The organism is Methylorubrum sp. Q1 (assembly GCF_004683995.1).
Lineage (GTDB): Bacteria > Pseudomonadota > Alphaproteobacteria > Rhizobiales > Beijerinckiaceae > Methylobacterium.
In genome coordinates, this window is sequence record NZ_SRHQ01000001.1 from 213,839 (window position 1) to 232,293 (window position 18,455).

At 68.4% G+C, this 18,455-nt stretch carries 19 protein-coding genes and 1 other RNA gene; 13 read left to right on the forward strand and 7 right to left on the reverse strand.

The features are described from left to right. The 4 genes from fba to gap form a co-directional block, all read right to left on the reverse strand. Positions 1 to 1,068, reverse strand: a complete 1,068-nt coding sequence (fba, locus tag E4V01_RS00755; protein WP_135297065.1) for a class II fructose-bisphosphate aldolase — start codon at positions 1,066 to 1,068, stop codon at positions 1 to 3. Positions 1,069 to 1,217: 149 nt separating this feature from the next. Continuing rightward, entirely contained in the window at positions 1,218 to 2,420 is a 1,203-nt protein-coding gene (gene pgk / locus E4V01_RS00760) for a phosphoglycerate kinase (RefSeq protein WP_135297066.1), read from the reverse strand. 15 nt (positions 2,421 to 2,435) lie between these two features. Then, a complete protein-coding gene (locus E4V01_RS00765; protein ID WP_135297067.1) occupies positions 2,436 to 2,954 on the reverse strand; it encodes a hypothetical protein in 519 nt (172 codons plus the stop codon). A 193-nt stretch (positions 2,955 to 3,147) separates the two neighbouring features. Continuing rightward, a complete protein-coding gene (gene gap, locus E4V01_RS00770; RefSeq protein ID WP_060769871.1) occupies positions 3,148 to 4,155 on the reverse strand; it encodes a type I glyceraldehyde-3-phosphate dehydrogenase in 1,008 nt (335 codons plus the stop codon). Between the two features lie 474 nt (positions 4,156 to 4,629). Here gap and E4V01_RS00775 point away from each other — a divergent pair, with 474 nt between their 5' ends. From E4V01_RS00775 to E4V01_RS26645, 9 genes are all read left to right on the forward strand, one after another. After that, on the forward strand, positions 4,630 to 4,950 hold the full coding sequence (locus E4V01_RS00775) for a DUF4164 family protein (protein WP_003602920.1): 321 nt from the start codon (positions 4,630 to 4,632) through the stop codon (positions 4,948 to 4,950). A 23-nt stretch (positions 4,951 to 4,973) separates the two neighbouring features. After that, a complete protein-coding gene (locus E4V01_RS00780) occupies positions 4,974 to 5,345 on the forward strand; it encodes a cell division protein ZapA (RefSeq protein ID WP_135297068.1) in 372 nt (123 codons plus the stop codon). A 112-nt stretch (positions 5,346 to 5,457) separates the two neighbouring features. After that, positions 5,458 to 5,614, forward strand: a non-coding RNA gene (gene ssrS / locus E4V01_RS00785) — 6S RNA. Then, positions 5,604 to 6,194 (forward strand): 5-formyltetrahydrofolate cyclo-ligase, encoded by a 591-nt coding sequence (locus tag E4V01_RS00790; RefSeq protein ID WP_135297069.1) that lies wholly within the window; start codon positions 5,604 to 5,606, stop codon positions 6,192 to 6,194. The genes ssrS and E4V01_RS00790 overlap by 11 nt, the downstream gene beginning before the upstream one ends. 65 nt (positions 6,195 to 6,259) lie before the next feature. Then, positions 6,260 to 7,081 carry a TIGR00282 family metallophosphoesterase gene (locus E4V01_RS00795; protein ID WP_135297070.1) on the forward strand — a complete coding sequence of 274 codons (822 nt, stop codon included), beginning with the start codon at positions 6,260 to 6,262 and terminating at the stop codon, positions 7,079 to 7,081. A 961-nt stretch (positions 7,082 to 8,042) separates the two neighbouring features. Next, positions 8,043 to 9,035, forward strand: coding sequence for a MotA/TolQ/ExbB proton channel family protein (locus E4V01_RS00800; RefSeq protein ID WP_135297071.1), 993 nt, complete (start codon positions 8,043 to 8,045; stop codon positions 9,033 to 9,035). 4 nt (positions 9,036 to 9,039) lie between these two features. Then, complete coding sequence (locus tag E4V01_RS00805; protein WP_135297072.1) at positions 9,040 to 10,053, forward strand: peptidoglycan -binding protein; 1,014 nt, start codon at positions 9,040 to 9,042, stop codon at positions 10,051 to 10,053. 51 nt (positions 10,054 to 10,104) lie between these two features. Next, positions 10,105 to 10,344 (forward strand): DUF4926 domain-containing protein, encoded by a 240-nt coding sequence (locus E4V01_RS00810; RefSeq protein WP_135297073.1) that lies wholly within the window; start codon positions 10,105 to 10,107, stop codon positions 10,342 to 10,344. Beyond that, the gene (locus E4V01_RS26645) at positions 10,251 to 10,691 is read left to right on the forward strand and encodes a DUF6883 domain-containing protein (RefSeq protein ID WP_371688501.1); all 441 of its coding nucleotides are present in this window, start codon (positions 10,251 to 10,253) and stop codon (positions 10,689 to 10,691) included. Before E4V01_RS00810 ends, E4V01_RS26645 begins: the two co-directional genes overlap by 94 nt. A gap of 58 nt (positions 10,692 to 10,749) precedes the next feature. On the opposite strand, the gene E4V01_RS00820 is transcribed toward E4V01_RS26645, so the two are convergent. After that, positions 10,750 to 11,757, reverse strand: coding sequence for a D-cysteine desulfhydrase family protein (locus tag E4V01_RS00820; protein WP_135297074.1), 1,008 nt, complete (start codon positions 11,755 to 11,757; stop codon positions 10,750 to 10,752). A gap of 70 nt (positions 11,758 to 11,827) precedes the next feature. Next, complete coding sequence (locus tag E4V01_RS00825; RefSeq protein ID WP_060772254.1) at positions 11,828 to 13,684, reverse strand: ABC transporter transmembrane domain-containing protein; 1,857 nt, start codon at positions 13,682 to 13,684, stop codon at positions 11,828 to 11,830. A 296-nt stretch (positions 13,685 to 13,980) separates the two neighbouring features. On the opposite strand from E4V01_RS00825, the gene rpmE reads away from it, so the two are divergent. After that, positions 13,981 to 14,235 (forward strand): 50S ribosomal protein L31, encoded by a 255-nt coding sequence (gene rpmE, locus E4V01_RS00830; RefSeq protein WP_056192368.1) that lies wholly within the window; start codon positions 13,981 to 13,983, stop codon positions 14,233 to 14,235. A gap of 407 nt (positions 14,236 to 14,642) precedes the next feature. Here the strand turns inward: rpmE and E4V01_RS00835 are convergent, their stop codons facing one another. Beyond that, on the reverse strand, positions 14,643 to 15,176 hold the full coding sequence (locus tag E4V01_RS00835) for a DUF1465 family protein (RefSeq protein ID WP_060769864.1): 534 nt from the start codon (positions 15,174 to 15,176) through the stop codon (positions 14,643 to 14,645). A 660-nt stretch (positions 15,177 to 15,836) separates the two neighbouring features. On the opposite strand from E4V01_RS00835, the gene rpmH reads away from it, so the two are divergent. The 3 genes from rpmH (at position 15,837) to yidC (ending at position 18,406) form a co-directional block, all read left to right on the forward strand. Further along, positions 15,837 to 15,971, forward strand: a complete 135-nt coding sequence (gene rpmH, locus E4V01_RS00840) for a 50S ribosomal protein L34 (protein WP_012253788.1) — start codon at positions 15,837 to 15,839, stop codon at positions 15,969 to 15,971. Between the two features lie 94 nt (positions 15,972 to 16,065). Then, positions 16,066 to 16,563 carry a ribonuclease P protein component gene (rnpA, locus tag E4V01_RS00845; RefSeq protein WP_135297075.1) on the forward strand — a complete coding sequence of 166 codons (498 nt, stop codon included), beginning with the start codon at positions 16,066 to 16,068 and terminating at the stop codon, positions 16,561 to 16,563. After that, the gene (gene yidC / locus E4V01_RS00850) at positions 16,556 to 18,406 is read left to right on the forward strand and encodes a membrane protein insertase YidC (protein ID WP_135297076.1); all 1,851 of its coding nucleotides are present in this window, start codon (positions 16,556 to 16,558) and stop codon (positions 18,404 to 18,406) included. The genes rnpA and yidC overlap by 8 nt, the downstream gene beginning before the upstream one ends. Positions 18,407 to 18,455 lie beyond the last annotated feature (49 nt).

Sequence of the window (18,455 nt, forward strand, 5' to 3'; positions counted from 1 at the left end):
TCACGCGTCGATCTTCGGGTCGAGCGAGCCGTTGGCGTAGCGCTTCGCCATCTCGGCCACCGAGATCGGGCGGATCTTCGAGCCCTGACCGGCGGTGTTGAACTCCTCGAAGCGCTGGCGGCACAGCTTGGTCATCGCCTCCATGGCGGGCTTCAGGTACTTGCGCGGATCGAATTCGGAGGGGTTTTCGGACAGCACCTTACGGATCTGACCGGTCATCGCCATGCGGTTGTCGGTGTCGATGTTGATCTTGCGCACGCCGTGCTTGATGCCGCGCTGGATCTCCTCCACCGGCACGCCCCAGGTCGGCTTCATCTCGCCGCCATACTGGTTGATGATGTCCTGAAGATCCTGCGGCACCGAGGAGGAGCCGTGCATGACGAGGTGGGTCGTCGGCAGGCGGCGGTGGATCTCCTCGATCACGCCCATGGCGAGCACGTCGCCGTCGGGCTTGCGCGTGAACTTGTAGGCACCGTGGCTGGTGCCCATGGCCACCGCCAGCGCATCGACCTTGGTGGCGGCCACGAACTTCACCGCCTCGTCAGGGTCGGTCAGGAGCTGGTCGTGGGAGAGCACGCCTTCCGCGCCGTGACCATCCTCGGCCTCGCCCTGGCCGCTCTCCAGCGAGCCGAGCACCCCGAGCTCGCCCTCGACCGAGACGCCGGCCCAGTGGGCCATCTTCGTGACGTTGCGGGTGATCTCGACGTTGTAATCGTAGTCCGCCGGGGTCTTGCCGTCGGCTTTCAGCGAACCGTCCATCATCACCGAGGTGAAGCCGTACTGGATCGCGGTGGCGCAGGTGGCTTCGTTGTTGCCGTGATCGAGGTGCATGCAGACGGGGATGTGCGGATAGATCTCGACGAGGCCGTCGATGAGCTTGGCCAGCACCACGTCGTTGGCATAGGCGCGGGCACCCCGGCTCGCCTGGAGGATCACCGGCGAGTCGGTGGCATCCGCCGCCGCCATGATGGCGAGCCCCTGCTCCATGTTGTTCAGGTTGAACGCGGGCACGCCGTAGCCGTGCTCGGCGGCGTGATCGAGGAGCTGCCGGAGGGTGATGCGTGCCATGGTTCGATCCTCGTGCGATGCGGCCTCAGCCGGGCCTGTCCCTTGCTGCGGCCTATATAGGTGCGCCGGTGCCGCCAGCCTGCGGCCCGGCGCTGAAATATGCGCGGGTTTGTCGCCGCCGCCCGCGTCGCGGTGCGGCCGATCCGGCCTCAGCCCTGCGTGCGCAGCGCCTCGACGCCGGGCAGCGCCTTGCCCTCCAGCCATTCGAGGAAGGCGCCGCCCGCCGTCGAGACGTAGGAGAAGTCCTCGCCCACGCCCGCATGGTTGAGGGCCGCCACCGTGTCGCCGCCGCCGGCGACGCTGACGAGCTGGCCGGCCCTGGTCCGCCGGGCGGCGTGCTGGGCGACCGCGACCGTGCCCGTGTCGAACGGCGTCAGCTCGAAGGCGCCGAGCGGGCCGTTCCAGACCAGCGTCCGGGCTTCCTCGATGGCGCCGTCGATCGTGGCGATCGAGGAGGCGCCGACATCGAGGATCATCGCGTCGGAGGGCACGGCATCGACCGGTACGGTCTCGTTCTCGGCATTGGCCTTGAACTCGCGGGCCACCAGCGCATCGACCGGCAGGATGATGGTGCAGTTCTTCTCCTTGGCCGCGGCCAGGATGCGCTTGGCGGTCTCGGCGAGATCCTTCTCGCAGAGCGACTTGCCGACATCCTTGCCCTGCGCGTGCAGGAAGGTGTTAGCCATGCCGCCGCCGATCACCAGCATGTCGACCTTGGCGACGAGGTTTTCGAGCAGGTCGATCTTGGTGGAGACCTTGGCGCCGCCGACGATGGCGATGACCGGGCGGGCCGGAGCCTCGAGCCCCTTGGTCAGGGCATCGAGTTCGGCCTGCATCAGGCGGCCGGCATAGGCCGGCAGCAGGCGGGCGAGCCCTTCCGTCGAGGCATGCGCGCGGTGGGCGGCGGAGAACGCCTCGTTGACGTAGATGTCGCCGTTCCGGGCGAGCGCCTTGGCGAAGTCGGGATCGTTCTTCTCCTCGCCCGCGTGATAGCGGGTGTTTTCGAGGAGGAGCACATCGCCGTCCTTGAGCGACGCGACGGCGGAAGCGGCGGCCGCGCCGACGCAATCCTCACCGAACGCCACCGGCCGCCCGAGCTTCTCCGAAAGCGTCGAGAGGATGGGCTTGAGCGAGTCCTTCGGGTCAGGCTTGCCCTTGGGGCGGCCGAAATGCGCCAGCAGGATCACCCGCCCGCCCGCATCGGCGATCTCGCGGATCGTCGGCACCACTCGCTCGATCCGGGTCGCGTCGGTGACGCGTCCGCCCTCCATCGGCACGTTGAGATCGACGCGCAGCAGCACGCGCTTGCCGGGGAGCGGGCCGGCATCGTCGAGGGTGCGGAAATCCGTCATGGCGGCGTCTGATTTCTACGGGTTGGAGGCAGGAGGATTGGCGGGCGTCGTCTGGCTCTGGGTCTGGCTCTTGCCGTCGAGGCTGTGCGGCAGCATCCGGTCGAGGTTCAGCCGCTGCACGGCGACCATCAGCGCGACCGTGAGCACGGCGGTGATGATGGCGGTGAGAACGAGGGCACCGGTGCCGGGCAGGCGGCCGACCCGGTCGGACAGGGTGCGGACTTCGCTGCGCAGGGACGAGAGGTCGACCTGCCGGGCGGCGTCGTTCATCCGGGTCGAGGCCGTCTCGACCTTTTCCTCGACGCGCGAGAGCAGCGCCTCGGAGCGGGCGTACTTGTCCTCGATGCGCGCGGTCTTGTCCTCGATGCGGGCGAGCTGGTCGGCGTGGTTGACGGCGCCGGCGGCAGACAGCTCGGCCTTGCCGACGGTCGGCGGCGCGGCGGCGGGCGTCACGGCGGCGGGCGGCGCGGAGGAGGAAGAGGGGGCGGGGATGAAATCGGTCCCGGAAGGCTTGGCCGGCGAGGTTTCGGTCATCGCGTACGCACCTTGAAGCTTCGGCGAGCCGGGCTCGCCTGAGTGTCTCTCACGAAACTCTCGCTTCACCGTCACGGCAGGCGAGAGGCGGTCGGTCAGCGGGAGTTTCGTGAGGTACTCTATGGGAACTCGAAGACAATCGGGGCGGCCGGCCCGAACGGCCGGCCGCCCCTCGTCAGGCGTAGCTAGTGCGTCAGATCAGCTTGGCCATGGCCACGGCGGTGTCGGCCATGCGGTTCGAGAAGCCCCACTCGTTGTCGTACCAGGACAGGATGCGCACGAAGGTGCCGTCCATGACCTTGGTCTGGTCGAGGTGGAAGGTGGACGAGTGCGGATCGTGGTTGAAGTCGATCGACACGTTCGGCCGGTCGGTCACGCCGAGCACGCCCTTGAGCGGGCCGGCGGCCGCTGCCTTGATCGCGTCGTTGATCTCCTGGACCGAGGTCGCGCGCTTGGCCGTGAACACGAGATCGACCGCCGAGACGTTCGGGGTCGGCACGCGGATCGCGGTGCCGTCGAGCTTGCCCTTCAGCTCCGGCAGGACGAGGCCGACGGCCTTGGCCGCACCCGTCGAGGTCGGGATCATCGAGAGCGCCGCGGCGCGGGCGCGGTAGAGATCCTTGTGCATCTGGTCGAGCGAGGGCTGGTCGTTGGTGTAGGAGTGGATCGTGGTCATGAAACCGCGCTCGATCCCCACCGTATCGTTCAGCACCTGTGCCACCGGCGCGAGGCAGTTCGTGGTGCAGGAGGCGTTGGACACGACGAGATGCTCGCCCGTGAGCTTGTCGTGGTTCACGCCGTAGACGACCGTGAGGTCGGCGCCGTCGGCGGGCGCCGAGACGAGCACGCGCTTGGCGCCGGCGTCGAGATGGGCCTTCGCCTTGTCCTTCGAGGTGAAGATGCCGGTGCATTCCAGCGCGATGTCGACGCCCAGATCGCGGTGGGGCAGCTCGGCCGGGTTGCGCACGGCGGTGACGCGGATGCGCTTGCCGTTGATGACGATGTCGTCGCCCTCGACCGCGACCTCGGCCGGGAAGCGGCCATGCACGGAATCGTAGCGCAGCAAGTGGGCATTGGTCTCGACCGGGCCGAGATCGTTGATCGCGACGACCTCGATATCGGTGCGGCCGGCTTCGATGATGGCGCGCAGCACGTTACGGCCGATGCGCCCGAACCCGTTGATGGCAACCTTGACGGTCACGGCGTGACTCCTTCGAAATGGGGCGCACCCGCGCGCCGATGGGACAACGGTCGGGCCAGCCGGCGGCTTCCGCGCGCGGTGCCCGATGAAGGCGAGACCGCTCCAAGCGGGGCGGCACTGAACGGGGGATGAACCGTGAGGCGGCCCGCAGACGTCCGGTCGGCGGACGGTCTGAGCGGGGAGCCGGAGAAAGTCACGGTCTTGAGAATCCGTAGGGCGGCCCCGCGCCGGGGGATCGGAGCCGGGCGCCGGCTCTCTAACATGGCGCCCGAGGCTGTCAAAGATCGGGGGCAAGCCTGTGAATTGTCTGGAATTTCGAATGCGCTTGGCTGAAACCTGTTCGCAGCGCGGGTTCGGAGTACCGCGAAAGTCCTTCCGCCGCCGGCCGTTTGCGTTCTGGCCGTCGCGGTGCGGGACGCGTTTCGTGGCCGGCTCCGATGGAGTGGCAACCGACGGGTGGAGATGGCGCGAGATATGGCGCGAGCGGATACGAAGGCTGCGCAGGGCAGACGGCAGGACGGCGTCGGGCTGGAAGAGGCGCTGCACCGGCTCGACACGGCGCTGGCGCTGCTCGAGACGGCGGTGGCCCGCAAGCTCGAAGCCGAGCGCAGCCGCGGCGACCGGGAGACGGAGTTCGCCCTGCTGGAGGAGGATCGGGTGCGGCTCGCCGCCGAACTCGATGCGGCGGGCGCGCGGCTCGCCCGGATGAATTCGACCACCGGCGAGGTCAACCGCCGCCTCGATCGCGCCATCGAGACGGTGGAAGACGTGCTGTCCGGCCCGTCCGGGCGCTGAGTTCGAGTCAGGTTCAAACGCGGATGCCGCACGTCAACGTCACCATCGCGGGCAAGAGCTACCGGATGGCCTGCGGCCCCGGCGAGGAGGACCATCTCGCGGCCCTGGCCAAGAGCCTCGACGACCGTGTCACCGAGATGCGCGGCACCTTCGGCGAGATCGGCGACATGCGCCTGCACGTCATGGCCTCGCTGACGCTGGCCGACGAGTTGCTCGAAGCGCGCCGCCGCATCGCCGACCTGGAGCAGCACGCGGCCCAGGGCGTGGCGGATCAGGCCCGGCTCGCGAGCGGTGTCGGCATCGCCGCCGAGCGGATCGACCGGCTGGCGCGGGCGCTGGCGGGTCAGCCGGGCGGCCCCTCCGGTGGCAAGGGCGAGGCCGAGCGCGGCGGATGACCGGGGCGCGGACCTCCCGAGGATGGCTGGATCGTCGCGCCAGCTTCGAATTATCTGAGGCGTGACGCGATCGCCCCTGGCGCCGGGACGCGAGCGCGTCTATCTCTGGCGGGCGGGGCTGCAGAGTTCGTCAGGAGAACTTTCCCCGGGGCCTTATCGACTCCCCAGGGAGCTGTCACTGGCCTCGTCCGTGGACTTGGCCAACACGGCGCCCACCTACACTGTAGGTTTCCCGGGATCGACACTCCAACGGCTCAAGTGGCTCCGCACTCTTCTCCCGAACGCTCCCTGAAGGCGAGCCTCCGCGCCGAGGCACTCAGCCGCCGCGACGCGCTCTCGCCCGAGATCCGCAAGGCCGGCTCGCTGCGCGCCGCCGAGACCATCGCGGCCATTCCCGAGCTGGCCGGGGCGCCGCTGGTCGGCGCCTTCTGGCCGATCCGCTCCGAGATCGACCCGCGCCCTCTGATCGAGCGCCTGTTCGCCCGCGGCCAGCGGGTCGCGCTGCCGAAGGTCACCAAGCAGGGCCTCGTCTTCCGCGAATGGCGCGCGGGCGAGGAACTGGTGACCGGCGGCTTCGGCCTCAGCGAGCCCCGCGACGACCTGCCCCCGCTCGACCCCACCGCCCTGATCGTGCCGCTCGCCGCTTTCGACCGCGCGGGCCAGCGCATCGGCTACGGCGCGGGCTATTACGATCAGGCGATCGAGCGGCTCTCGAAGAACGGCCCGGTGCTGACCGTCGGCATCGCCTTCTCCGTTCAGGAGATTGCGCAGGTCCCGGCCGAACCGCATGACCGCCCGCTCGACCATCTCGTGACCGAGGCCGGTCCCGTGCCGCTCCGGGAAAGCTAGACCTTTCATTTCGCTCGCATCGGCTCTTCCGAGACGCCGGCGACCATCTTTCGGGCCGATGCTGCATGCGCATCCTCTTCCTCGGCGACATCGTCGGACGTCCCGGCCGCTACGCCGTCACCGAACGTCTTCCGTCCTTACGCGAGCGCTGGCGTCTCGATTGCGTCGTCATCAACGGCGAGAACGCGGCCGGCGGTTTCGGCATCACCGAATCGATCTGCGACGAGATCCTCCAGGCCGGCGCCGACGCGGTGACCCTCGGCAACCACTCGTTCGACCAGCGCGAGGCGCTCGTCTTCATCGCCCGCCAGCCGCGTCTGATCCGCCCGGCGAACTACCCGCCCGGCACGCCGGGCCGGGGTGCCGCCGTGATCGAGACGCCCCGCGGGGGGCGTGTCCTCGTCGTCAACGTGATGGGCCGGATCTATCTCGACCCGCTCGACGACCCCTTCGCCGCGGCCGACCGGGAACTCGATGCCTGCCCGCTCGGTGCGGCGGCGGATGCGGTGATCGTCGACATGCACGCCGAGGCCACCAGCGAGAAGCAGGCCATGGGGCATTTCCTCGACGGCCGCGCGAGCCTCGTCGTCGGCACCCACACCCATGCGCCGACCGCCGATCACCGCATCCTGCCGGGCGGCACCGCCTACCTGTCGGATGCCGGGATGTGCGGCGACTACGATTCCGTGCTCGGCATGCAGAAGGACGAGCCGGTGCGCCGCTTCCTTCAGAAGACGCCGGGCTCACGGCTCGAGGCGGCCACCGGCGAGGGCACCTTGTGCGGCATCGCGGTCGAGACTGACGACGCGACGGGGCTGGCCAAGCGGGTCTGGGCCGTGCGCCTCGGACCGCATCTGGAAGAGACCTGGCCGCGCGAGTGGGATTGAGGCCGCGCCTATCGTATGTCCAGAGAGCTACTCCTCGAAGCTCTCAAAAAAATACCATTGGAATCCGGCCCTTTACTCAAATGTCGTTCGAGAGATCCTTCAATGACGGCTCTACGAATCCTTACGAATCGGCCATGAGCAGGAATGATCGACTTGGAACTTTTTCCTATACGGTGTATACCCAGCTCCAAGCAATGCTATACATTCGGGCACTGACTCGGGGGTAGCAAAAACACTTCTAAAAGCAATTCCTAGATATTTCCAATTCTCGTCGTTTGTTGTTTTCTGCTCCTCGCCAATCACAACCCTCGGCCCCGACGCACTCATGACGTCGATAACGATAGTTTCACCGCCGCCACCTATGCCAACAAGCCAATTCTCGGATGTTTGATACAAATTGATTTCGCCAGCCGGCCCCCAATCCGCCCATAGCTTCGTCGATATCGTTCCGCGTGGAGTGTCTACACGCAGAACAAAAGGCAGTGTTCCCCATCCACCTCCCCACGTTTGGAAGCGGGCAACAGCATTACCCATTGGAAGAGGCACGACAGCTTCCTCCACAGGCCAAACAGACGTGTAGATCTGAAGAATTAGCCATAACGAGGCGCCCGTGATCAGGACGATCGGAAGGCAACCCAACCTCTTCATCGTGATCTCACTTGTACCCACACGGCTCACGGCTTCTGTCTAACGTCTCTGCCTAGCTTGCAAGCCTGGCTTTGCGGGCGAGTGCACCGTCCGCATCGACGGCGCATGAGCCCGCTCCCGGATGATCGGTCACGGGCGGATCTCGACAGATCGGACGGCTTGCCACGATTCGCGACCAGGGAAGGCTGCCGTTGGCCCGATTACCCGATCGGCCGCGACTTGATCGCGGCAGGCCGAGCCGCCACAGTGCCGCCGGTTTCGACACAGCGGTGCCGCCGGTCCCGGCGTCAGGCCCAACACGAGTATGGACCCGATGGCGGCCCGTTCCGCGTCCCTCGACATGCCTCCCCTCGCCAAGCCCGGCATGACGCTGGTGCGGATGCTGGTGTTCCTGGCGCTCGCGGGCTTTCTCGCCTTCGTCCTCTACAAGCAGATCACCCCGGCCTTCCTCGCCAATCCGGGCCTGAACGGGCTGATCCTTGGCGTGCTGCTGATCGCGGTGCTGCTTGCCTTCGGGCAGGTGACGCGGCTGTTTGGCGAGGTGCGCTACGTCAACGCGGTCGCCGCCGGGCAGAACCCGAAGGACCGGCCGGCCCTGCTCGGGCCGCTGCTGCCCGCCATCGCGGCGCGGCGCGAGGGGATGACGCTGTCGAGCACGCGGGCGCATCTCGACACCACCGCCGTGCGGCTCGACGAGGGCCGCGAAATCCTGCGCTACATCGCCGGCATCCTGATCCTACTCGGCCTGCTCGGCACCTTCTGGGGCCTGATCGAGACGCTCTCGGCGGTGGGCTCGGTGATCGGCGGCATGCGCGGCGGCGGCGACGCGGCTGTGATGTTCGACGAACTCAAGAGCGGACTCGCCGTGCCGCTCTCCGGCATCGGCCTCGCCTTCTCCGCCTCGCTGTTCGGCCTCGCCTCCTCCCTGATCGTCGGCTTCCTCGACCTTCAGGCAGGTCAGGCCCATTCGCGCTTCCACAACGAGCTGGAGGATTGGCTCGTCTCCGGCGAGGAGCAGGCAGTCGCCACGGCCACCGTCGCGGCACGCCCGGCGCCGGAGCACGACCCCGCCGTCGCCCGCGAGTTGCAGGCGGCGGTGGACCGCCTGAGCGGCGTCATCGCCGAGGGGGCCGGGGGCCGAGGTGCGACCCAGGCCATGACCAACCTCGCCGAGGGCATCCAGGGGCTCGTGCAGCACATGCGCGCCGAGCAGCAGATGATCCGCGACTGGGTCGAGGCCCAGGCTGCCCGAGAGCGGGAGCTGAAGCAGGTGCTCGAACGGCTGGCGCGCGAGAAGGTCAACTGAGAGCATGGCGTCGATCCGCGCGCGCGCGCAGCGCAGCCTCAACGTCTGGCCGGGCTATGTCGATGCGCTGGCAACGCTCCTGCTCGCCGTCGTCTTCCTGCTCACCGTCTTCGTGGTGGGGCAGTTCTTCCTCTCGCAGGAGCTGACGGGACGCGATGCGGTCCTGACCCGCCTCAACCGGCAGATCGCCGACCTGACCGACCTGCTGGCGCTGGAGCGGTCCGGCCGCCGCGCCCAGGAAGAGGCGGCGTCCGGCCTGCGCAACACCCTGACCGCCACGGAAGCCGAGCGCGACCGGCTCCGGGCGCTCGCCGATGCCAGCGAGGCGGCCCAGGGCAAGAGCGCCGACGTCGATGCCCAGCTCGCGGCCGAGCGCGGCGCGACCCAGCGGGCCCAGAATCAGGTCGAGCTTCTGAACGAGCAGATCCGTGCCCTGCGCCGACAGCTCGCGGCGCTCGAAGACGCGCTGGCGGCCTCCGAATCCCGCGACCGGGAGAGCCAAGCCCGCATCGCCGAACTCGGCAGCCGCCTCAACGTGGCGCTCGCCCAGCGGGTGCAGGAACTCGCCCGGTACCGCTCCGACTTCTTCGGGCGGCTGCGTCAGGTCATCGGCACCCGTACCGATGTCCGCATCGTCGGCGACCGCTTCGTGCTGCAATCCGAGGTTCTGTTCGCCGCCGGCTCCGCCGCGCTGAAGCCCGAGGCCGGACCGGAACTCGACCGGATCGCCGGGGCGATCCTCGACATCGCGCGGGAAATCCCCGCCGACATCCCCTGGGTGCTGCGCGTGGATGGCCACACCGACGCCCGCCCGATCCAGTCGGCGCAATTCCCCTCGAACTGGGCGCTGTCGGCGTCGCGTGCCATCGCCGTGGTGCAGTATCTGCGGAGCAAGGGCCTGCCGCCGCAGCGCCTCCTGGCCGGCGCCTTCGGCGAGTTCCAGCCGCTCGATTCGGGAACGAGCGAGGAGGCCTATTCCAGAAATCGCCGGATCGAGATGAAGCTGACGGAGCGGTGATGGCGCGGCACGATGGCTTGCGGAAATCACCATACGGCCTAATCTTCGGCCATGACGGTCGAGGCACTCTACATCCTGCGCCGACAGGCACCGCGATCCGCTTTCAAGGATCTCGACCGGGTCGTACTGACGGCCGACGTGACGACCGATGACGGCGACACGGTCGCCGCCGGCTCCGAGGGAACGATCGTCGGCGTGTGGCGCGACGGCGCGGCCTACGAAGTGGAATTCACGACACCTGTCGCCGGGCTGGCAACGGTACTGCCGAGCGCCCTGGCCCCGAAGCCTTGAGCAGGCCAACTCGATCGCCGACAGCCTTTGCCATCAGTTCAGAGAAGATCGGCGGCTATCTCTTGAACCCAGCGCATCCCGACGGTGGATCGAAGGCCCGCTTCCTGGCGGTTTTCGGATTCTCCGGCGATGCACCCGAGATTCTGGCGCAAGCACTCCTCGCCCACGCCAAGCCGGAGCACTTGGCGAATGAGGGACTGACGCCCCTCGGTGACGTCAAGCTCATCTACGAGGGCCCGCTTCAGGCGCCGAATGGCCGCTCGCCCTTCGTGCGGACGGTTTGGCGCCTTCTGCCCGACGACACAGCTCATTTCGTGACGGCCGTGCCCTTGAAGGAGCGTCGCTAAGCGCCTGTTTTTGCGGCGCCTTTTCCGAAAGCCGGTGATTACCCTTCGGGGCGATGCGCTAAAACTCGCTCCGATAGGCGAACAACCCCGGCACGCCGCCGGTCATCACGAACAGCACCGCCGCGCCGCGCTCGTACAGGCCGGCGCGCACGTCGTGGAGCAGCCCCGCGAACGCCTTGCCGCTGTAGACGGGATCGAGCAGCAGCCCCTCCGTGCGGGCCATCAGCCGCACCGCCTCGCGCATGCCCTCGGTCGGGATGCCGTAGCCCGGCCCGCGATGGGCGCCGTCCACGAGAATGGCGTCATCGGAGAGCGTCTGGCTGCCGTCGATCAGCGCCAGGGTGTCGCGGGCCCTGGCCAGCGTCGCGGCCGTCGCCTCGGGCTCGGGGGCGAGAACCGTGTAGGATTGGGCGAGATGAGGGTCGCGGCCGGCGGCAGCGAGGCCGGCGGCGAGCCCCGCATGGGTGCCCGAACTGCCGTTCGGCGCGACGATGCGGGCGAAGGCGAGGCCGAGATTGGCCGCCTGCTCCAGGATCTCGGCGGCGCAAGCCGCGTAGCCGAGGCAGCCGAGCGGGCTCGACCCGCCGGAGGGGAAGACGTAGACGCGCCGCCCCTCCGCCCTCAACGCCTCCGCCCGCGCCTCGGCCTGCGGCAGCGAATCCGCCTCGCCCGGCAGCAGATGGACACGGGCACCGAAAAGGTCCTGCAACAGCCGGTTGCCGTTGGCGGTATAATCGGCGTCCTCCCGCGGAACGCTGCGGGTGAGGAACAGCTCGCAGGCCAGCCCCATCCGCGCAGCGGAGGCGGCGGTGAGCCGGGCGTGGTTCGATTGCAGCGCGCCGACAGTGATCACCGTATCCGCCCGCTCCGCCAGCGCCTGCCCGAGCAGGAATTCGAGCTTGCGCAGCTTGTTGCCGCCCAGGCCCACGGGGCCGATGTCGTCGCGTTTCACGAACAGGCGGACGCCGTTCAGCTCGGGCCCGAGATGGGTCGAGAGACGGTCGAGGGAGCGGATCGGCGTCGGCCCATCGGTGAGTGCGACACGGGGGAAGCGGGTGAGATCCATCGATCGCCTTCGTCTGCGTTAGCGCATCATCTTTGTCCGAAAGCCGGCGGCCGCCTTTCGGGATGATGCTCTATTCCGCCGCGTGTTTCGGGCGCGGGTCGCGCGCCCGGGCGCTGTCGTCGAAACTGTCGGCGAATTGCAGGCTCGCGAGCTGCGCATAGAGGGCGCCGCGGGCGAGCAGGCTCTCATGCGTGCCCTCCTCGACGATCCTTCCGCCGTCGAAGACGAGGATGCGGTCGGCCGCACGGATGGTCGCGAGCCGGTGGGCGATCACCAGCGTGGTGCGGCCCTGCATCAGCCGGTCGAGGGCGTTCTGCACCGCGCGCTCGCTCTCGGCATCGAGCGCCGAGGTCGCCTCGTCGAGGAGAAGGACCGGCGCATCCTTGAGGATGGCGCGGGCGATGGCGATGCGCTGGCGCTGCCCGCCCGAGAGCGTGGTGCCGCGCTCGCCGAGCATTGTTGCGTAGCCCTGCGGCAGGGCGCGAACGAAGCCGTCGGCGTTGGCGAGGCGCGCCGCCTCCTCGACCTCCGTCTCGCTGGCGCCGGGGCGGCCGTAGCGGATGTTTTCCAGAACCGTCCCGGAGAACACCACCGGATCCTGCGGCACCAGGGAGAGGCGAGCGCGCAGGGCGTCGAGATCGGCCTGCGGCAGCGGCACGCCGTCGATCGTCACGCGCCCCTCGTCGGGGTCGTAGAAGCGCAGCAGCAATTGCAGCACCGTGGTCTTACCGGCTCCCGACGGGCCGACGAGGGCGATCCGCTCGCCGGGCGCCGCCGTGAAGGAGATACCGTCCAGCGCCGCGTGTTCGGGCCGGGTCGGGTAGCGGAAGCGCACCGCCTCGAACGCGACCGCGCCACGGGCCGGGCTCGGCAGCGCGACCGGATGCTCGGGGGACTTGATCGCCGGCTCGGCGGCCAGGATCTCGCCGAGCCGCTCGGCGGCGCCCGCGGCCTGGGCGAGTTCGCCGTAGACCTCGGAGAGCTGGCCGAGGGCGCTGGCGCCGAACACGGCATAGAGCACGAATTGCGAGAGCTGGCCGGCGCTGGTGGTGCCCGCGAGCACGCCCTTGGCGCCGTACCACATCACGCCGACGACCGAGGCCGAGATCAGGAAGATCGCCACGCCGGTGAGCAGGGCGCGGGCCGTGATCGAGACGCGCGCCGCCCGGTAGGCGTTCTCCGAGGCTTCCGCGAAGCGCTCGGCGGTGGCGCGGCCCATGCCGAAGGCCTGCATGGTGCGCACGGCCCCGACGGCTTCCGCCGCGTAGGCCGAGGCGTCGGCGAGCCGGTCCTGCGCCGCACGCGAGCGCCGCCGCACGCCGCGGCCCGACAGGATCAGCGGAAACACGATGAGCGGAATCGCGGCGAGAACCAGGATCGACAGGCCGGGGCTCGTCCAGACCATCATCGCCACGGCACCGACGAAAAGGAACAGGTTGCGCAGCAGGATCGAGATCGAGACCCCGAACACCGCCTTGACCTGCGTGGCATCCGCCGTGAGCCGCGAGACGATCTCGCCGGATTGCGACTTGTCGAAGAAGGTCGGGTCGAGGCTCGTCAGCCGCGCGAACACGGCCGAGCGCAGATCCGCGACGACACGCTCGCCCAGCGTCACCACCGAATAGTAGCGGCCCGCACTCGACACCGCGAGCACCGCCACCACCACGAGCAGCGCCAGGAAGTAGGAATTGATGAGCGCCTGCCCCTCCGGCGAGAAGCCGTGGTCGATCACCCGGCGAATCGCGATCGGCACGACGAGCGTCGCGCCCGACGCCGCGATCAAAGAGATCAGCGCCGCGAGGATGCGGCCCCGGTAGCGGCTGGCGAAGGGAATCAGCGGTTTGAGTGCTCCGAGCGGCGCCCGCCCCCGGAGAGCCGCCTGCGGATCGTCTCCTGCGCCGGACGACGCATCACGCTTGCGGGCCATCATTCCTCGACATCGTTTCGTCCCGTTCCGTGCCGTTTCTGTCGTGTCGTCTTTGCCTGGGATCATCGCATACGCAGCGACCGCCAGGATTTCCAGTTCGTGCCGGACCGGCGGGCAGATCGCGGCCGATATCCATGGCATCGGTTCGCGGAAAACCGCCGATGCGCCCGCGCTCTCTTGTTCCTCGTCCGAGGCTGAGGTATAGGCGCGCCTTCATCGGAATGCGCGCGATGTTTTGCCCCTGGCTCCTCCCCTGAGTGGCGGGGTCGGTCGGCGTGCTACCTCAGGAATTCGTCATGGCAAAGAACGAGGCCGCCAAGGCCAAGGGGACCGAGCACCCCGACTACCACTTCATCAAGGTCGTGATGACCGATGGCTCCGACTACAAGACCCGCTCGACCTACGGCAAGGAAGGCGACGTCCTCAACTTGGACATCGACCCGTCCACCCACCCGGCCTGGACGGGCGGCGAGCAGAAGATGCTCGATCGCGGCGGGCGCGTCTCGCGCTTCAACTCGCGCTTCGGCGGCCTCGGCTTCGGCAAGAAGTGATTGTTCGGATTTGGGCGCAAGCCCGAATCGACCAGACGGCGCCGCTCGCGGCGCCGTTTTCGTTTGCGCGGACGATCTGACGGCGAGCCCCGCACGTGCGACGTCTGCGGACCAGGCTGCAGGCTGAGTGCCTCTCATAAAACGCCCGCTGCGCCGTCCTCGCCAAAGGGAGAACGGTCAGAGATCGGGAGTTTTGCGAGGCACTCTGAACCGCATCGGCACAATCGGGCCGCGGGGCGCGGCCGTCGGCCTGCGCTGCCGTGGCCAGCCGAACGGCAAGGCGATTCAGCCGGGATAATCCGGGCCGGGGCGTCAGCCCGCGAGACCGACCGCGGGCAGTCCGAGCGTGTCGCGCGCTCCGGATCCAGCCCGGAATGCGGGCCGGATCGGGGCAAGGACGGCCGAAATCACTCTCCGCCGAACGCGGCGCGCAGACGGCCGAACTGGGCAGTCACCGGGCTTTCCCGCGGCACCGGAGCGGGGCGATCCTCGCTGATGAGCGCATCGAGGTGGAGGATGCGCGTGTGAAGCCGGCGCGAACGGCGCACGAGATCCTGCAGCCGCAGCGGCAGGACAGTGAAGGCATCGCCGGCCTCGGGCAACGCGCGCTCCGGCTCGGCGAGCTTGACGCGGGTCTTCTCCTCCTGCGCCTGAACCAGCGAGATCTCACCCTCGGAGACCGCGCGCTGCACCAGCAGCCACGAGGCGATCTGCATCAGCCGGGTCGTGAGGCGCATGCTCTCGCTGGCATAGGCGAGCGTGGCATCGCGGGAGATCAGCCGCGATTCGGAGCGCCCTTCCCCGTCGAGATAAGCCGCCGTCTCCTCGACCAGCAGCATGCCCTCGCGGAACAGGGTCTTGAAGCCTTCCGAGGTCACGTAGGACTCGCCGAAGCTCACCCACTCGCGATCGTCCCGGAACGTGACGTCGAACTCGGTCATCCTGCCTCCTGTACCGCCAGCGAACCATCTGCCCCGGAGCGGGACGATGCCGGTGCGAATGCGGCCAGTGGGGCAAGTGTAGCGCCGAACGCGAGCCGGGAGGAGGTTCAGGTCTTTTTAACGTTAATGGCAGCGGCCGGCACCAGGCGGGGAGCGCAGCGCTTGGCGTGCGGCAAACTTGGCGTGCGGCAAAAAAAGAAGCCGCCCCCAGGAGGAGCGGCTTTCGTGAGTCTTACAGGGAGGCATCAATCAGACTGGAAAGAGATCCCAATCAGGATCCAGACAATCTGGATGTGCTTCTTGATAGAACGGAAAGGTTAACGCTCGGTTAAGGAGCGGGCCGTGGATTTCGGCGGCACACGCCCGCGAAGACCCTAATCAGGACTCGACCGACCGCAACATTACGGTCCGATAGCCACCGCTGCCGGCCGAACCGGTCTCGGAATCGCTTAAGGCGGCGCCGCGGCGGGCGGTGCCGTCATGGGCCGGGCGCCGTCATTGACTTGCGGCGCCCCCTCCGCCATAAGCCGCGCCATTGCGAAGCGGCGCCCCGTTCCGGGCGCCCTTCGCGTTTGCAGATCCCATTTCGAGGCTTACGCACGGTCCGCGCGCTCATCGGCAGCGCCGCCGGGCCGATACCTCGGCCGCCGGAGACCGACCATGAAGAGAACCTATCAGCCCAGCAAGCTCGTTCGGAAGCGCCGTCACGGCTTCCGCGCCCGCATGGCCACCGCCGGCGGCCGCAAGGTCATCGCGGCCCGCCGCGCACACGGCCGCAAGCGCCTCTCGGCCTGACAAGCGCCTCTCGGCCTGATACGTCCCGCGGCGACGCCCTTCGCGCGACGCCGCCTTTTGCAACACGAGCCCGCGAATCGGGATCGGAGCGCCCGTGCCGACGATCGGACGTCTCCGGCGGCGCCCGGATTTCCTGGCAGCCGCCCAGGGCCGGCGTTTTCATACGGAACGCATGAGCGCCCAAGGGCGCCTGCGCGATCCGGGCGAGACGCGCGACGGCGCGACCGCCGAGGGTCTCTTCCTCGGCTTCACCATCACCAAGCGCGTAGGGCATGCGACCGAACGCAACCGGATACGGCGACGCCTGCGCAGCGCCGTTGCCGCCGTGGCGGCGGATGCGCCTGCGATCGGAGCGGATGTCGTGGTGATCGCCCGGCGCCCCGCCCTCGACGCCGCGTTCGACAGCCTCGTCGCGGATCTGCGCCGCGCGCTCCATGCGGTGACGCGCCCGGCCACGCCGCGCTCCAGCGACTCCGCCCGGCCGACCCCACCCCGGCGCGGCGGCTCCCGCGCCGGGCGCGGTGCGTCGACTGGCGGCCCTCCGCCTCTTCCCCCCACATCGAAAGCGCCTGACGGATCGACCGATGGGTAACGACAAGACGAACATGTTCGTCGCCATCGCCTTGTCGCTGGTGGTCCTGCTTGGCTGGCATTACTTCGTCACCGGGCCGGCCAGCGAGCGGCAGCGACAGGCGGCGCAGAGCCAGACCGCTCAGACGGGCGCACCGCAGACGGCCGATGGCATCCCGTCGCCGAGTCCGCGCGAGGGCAGCCCCAACGCGCCCGCTCCCGGCACCCTGCCGGGTGCCGCGGCGCAGGGGCCCGTGTCCCGCGAGGACGCGCTGGCCCGTTCCGCGCGCGTTCGCATCGACACGCCGGCCCTCTACGGCTCGATCGGCCTCAAGGGTGCGCGCATCGACGACGTGAGCCTGAAGAACTACCACGAGACCGTCAGCGACGAGAGCCCGCGCATCGTGCTGCTCTCGCCCACCGGCAGCGCCAACCCGTACTATGCCGAGTTCGGCTGGGTCGGCGCCAATGCGGGCCCGCTTCCCAACGCCGACACCCTCTGGAAGGCGGACGGCGAGTTGCTGGCGCCCGGCCGGCCGCTGGCGCTGACCTGGGAGAACGGTCAGGGACTCGTCTTCAAGCGCATCGTCGCCGTGGACGACAAGTTCATGTTCACCGTGCGCGACGAGGTGGAGAACACCTCGGCCAACCCGGTGACGCTCTATCCCTACAGCCTCGTCTCGCGCTGGGGTAAGCCGCAGACCCAGGGCTATTACGTCCTGCACGAAGGCCTGATCGGCGTGCTCGGCAACGACGGCCTGCAGGAATACACTTACGACAAGGTCGGCAAGGAGCCGGCCTATGGCGGAGCCGCCACGCTGGGCAAGGCCTGGACGAACGTGACCGGCGGCTGGGTCGGCATCACCGACAAGTACTGGGCCGCCGCCGCGATCCCGGAGCAGGACAAGCCCTTCACCGGCGCCTTCACCGAGCGCACCGACGGCGCGACCAAGATCTACCAGACCTCCGCGCGCGGCGACGCCGTCACCGTGGCGCCGAACGCGTCGTCCGTGACGACGCAGCGCCTGTTCGCGGGCGCCAAGGAGGTCAACCAGATCAACGCCTACGAACGCGAGTTCGGCATCAAGCAATTCGACCTGATGATCGACTGGGGCTGGTTCTGGTTCCTGACCAAGCCGATGTTCCGGGCGCTCGACTTCTTCTTCCACCTCATTGGCAATTTCGGTGTCTCGATCCTGCTCGTGACGCTGATCCTGAAGCTGTTCTTCCTGCCGATCGCCAACCGCTCCTACGTCTCCATGGCCAAGATGAAGGCCGTGCAGCCGGAGATGACCTCCATCCGGGAGCGCTACAAGGACGACCGGACGAAGCAGCAGCAGGCGATGATGGAGCTGTACAAGAAGGAGAAGATCAATCCGGTCGCCGGCTGCTGGCCGGTGCTGATCCAGATCCCGGTCTTCTTCGCGCTCTACAAGGTGCTGTTCATCACCATCGAGATGCGGCACGCGCCGTTCTTCGGATGGATTCAGGACCTCGCCGCGCCCGATCCGACGAGCATCGTCAACCTGTTCGGCCTGCTTCCGTTCACGCCGCCCGAGTATATCCCGATCCATCTGGGCGTGTGGCCGATCATCATGGGCATCACGATGTTCATCCAGATGAAGATGAATCCCGCGCCGCCGGACCCGGTCCAGGCGCAGGTCTTCGCCTTCATGCCGATCGTGTTCACCTTCATGCTCGGCTCGTTCCCCGCCGGCCTCGTGATCTACTGGGCCTGGAACAACACCCTCTCGGTCATCCAGCAATACGTCATCATGCGCCGCAACGGCGTGAAGGTGGAGTTGTGGGACAACCTCAAGGGCATGTTCAAACGCGGCAACAAGAGCGCCGCGGCCAAGGGCTGATATCGAAGGCTGACGCTCGACCGCCGAGCGCCGACCTCCCCCAAGGGCA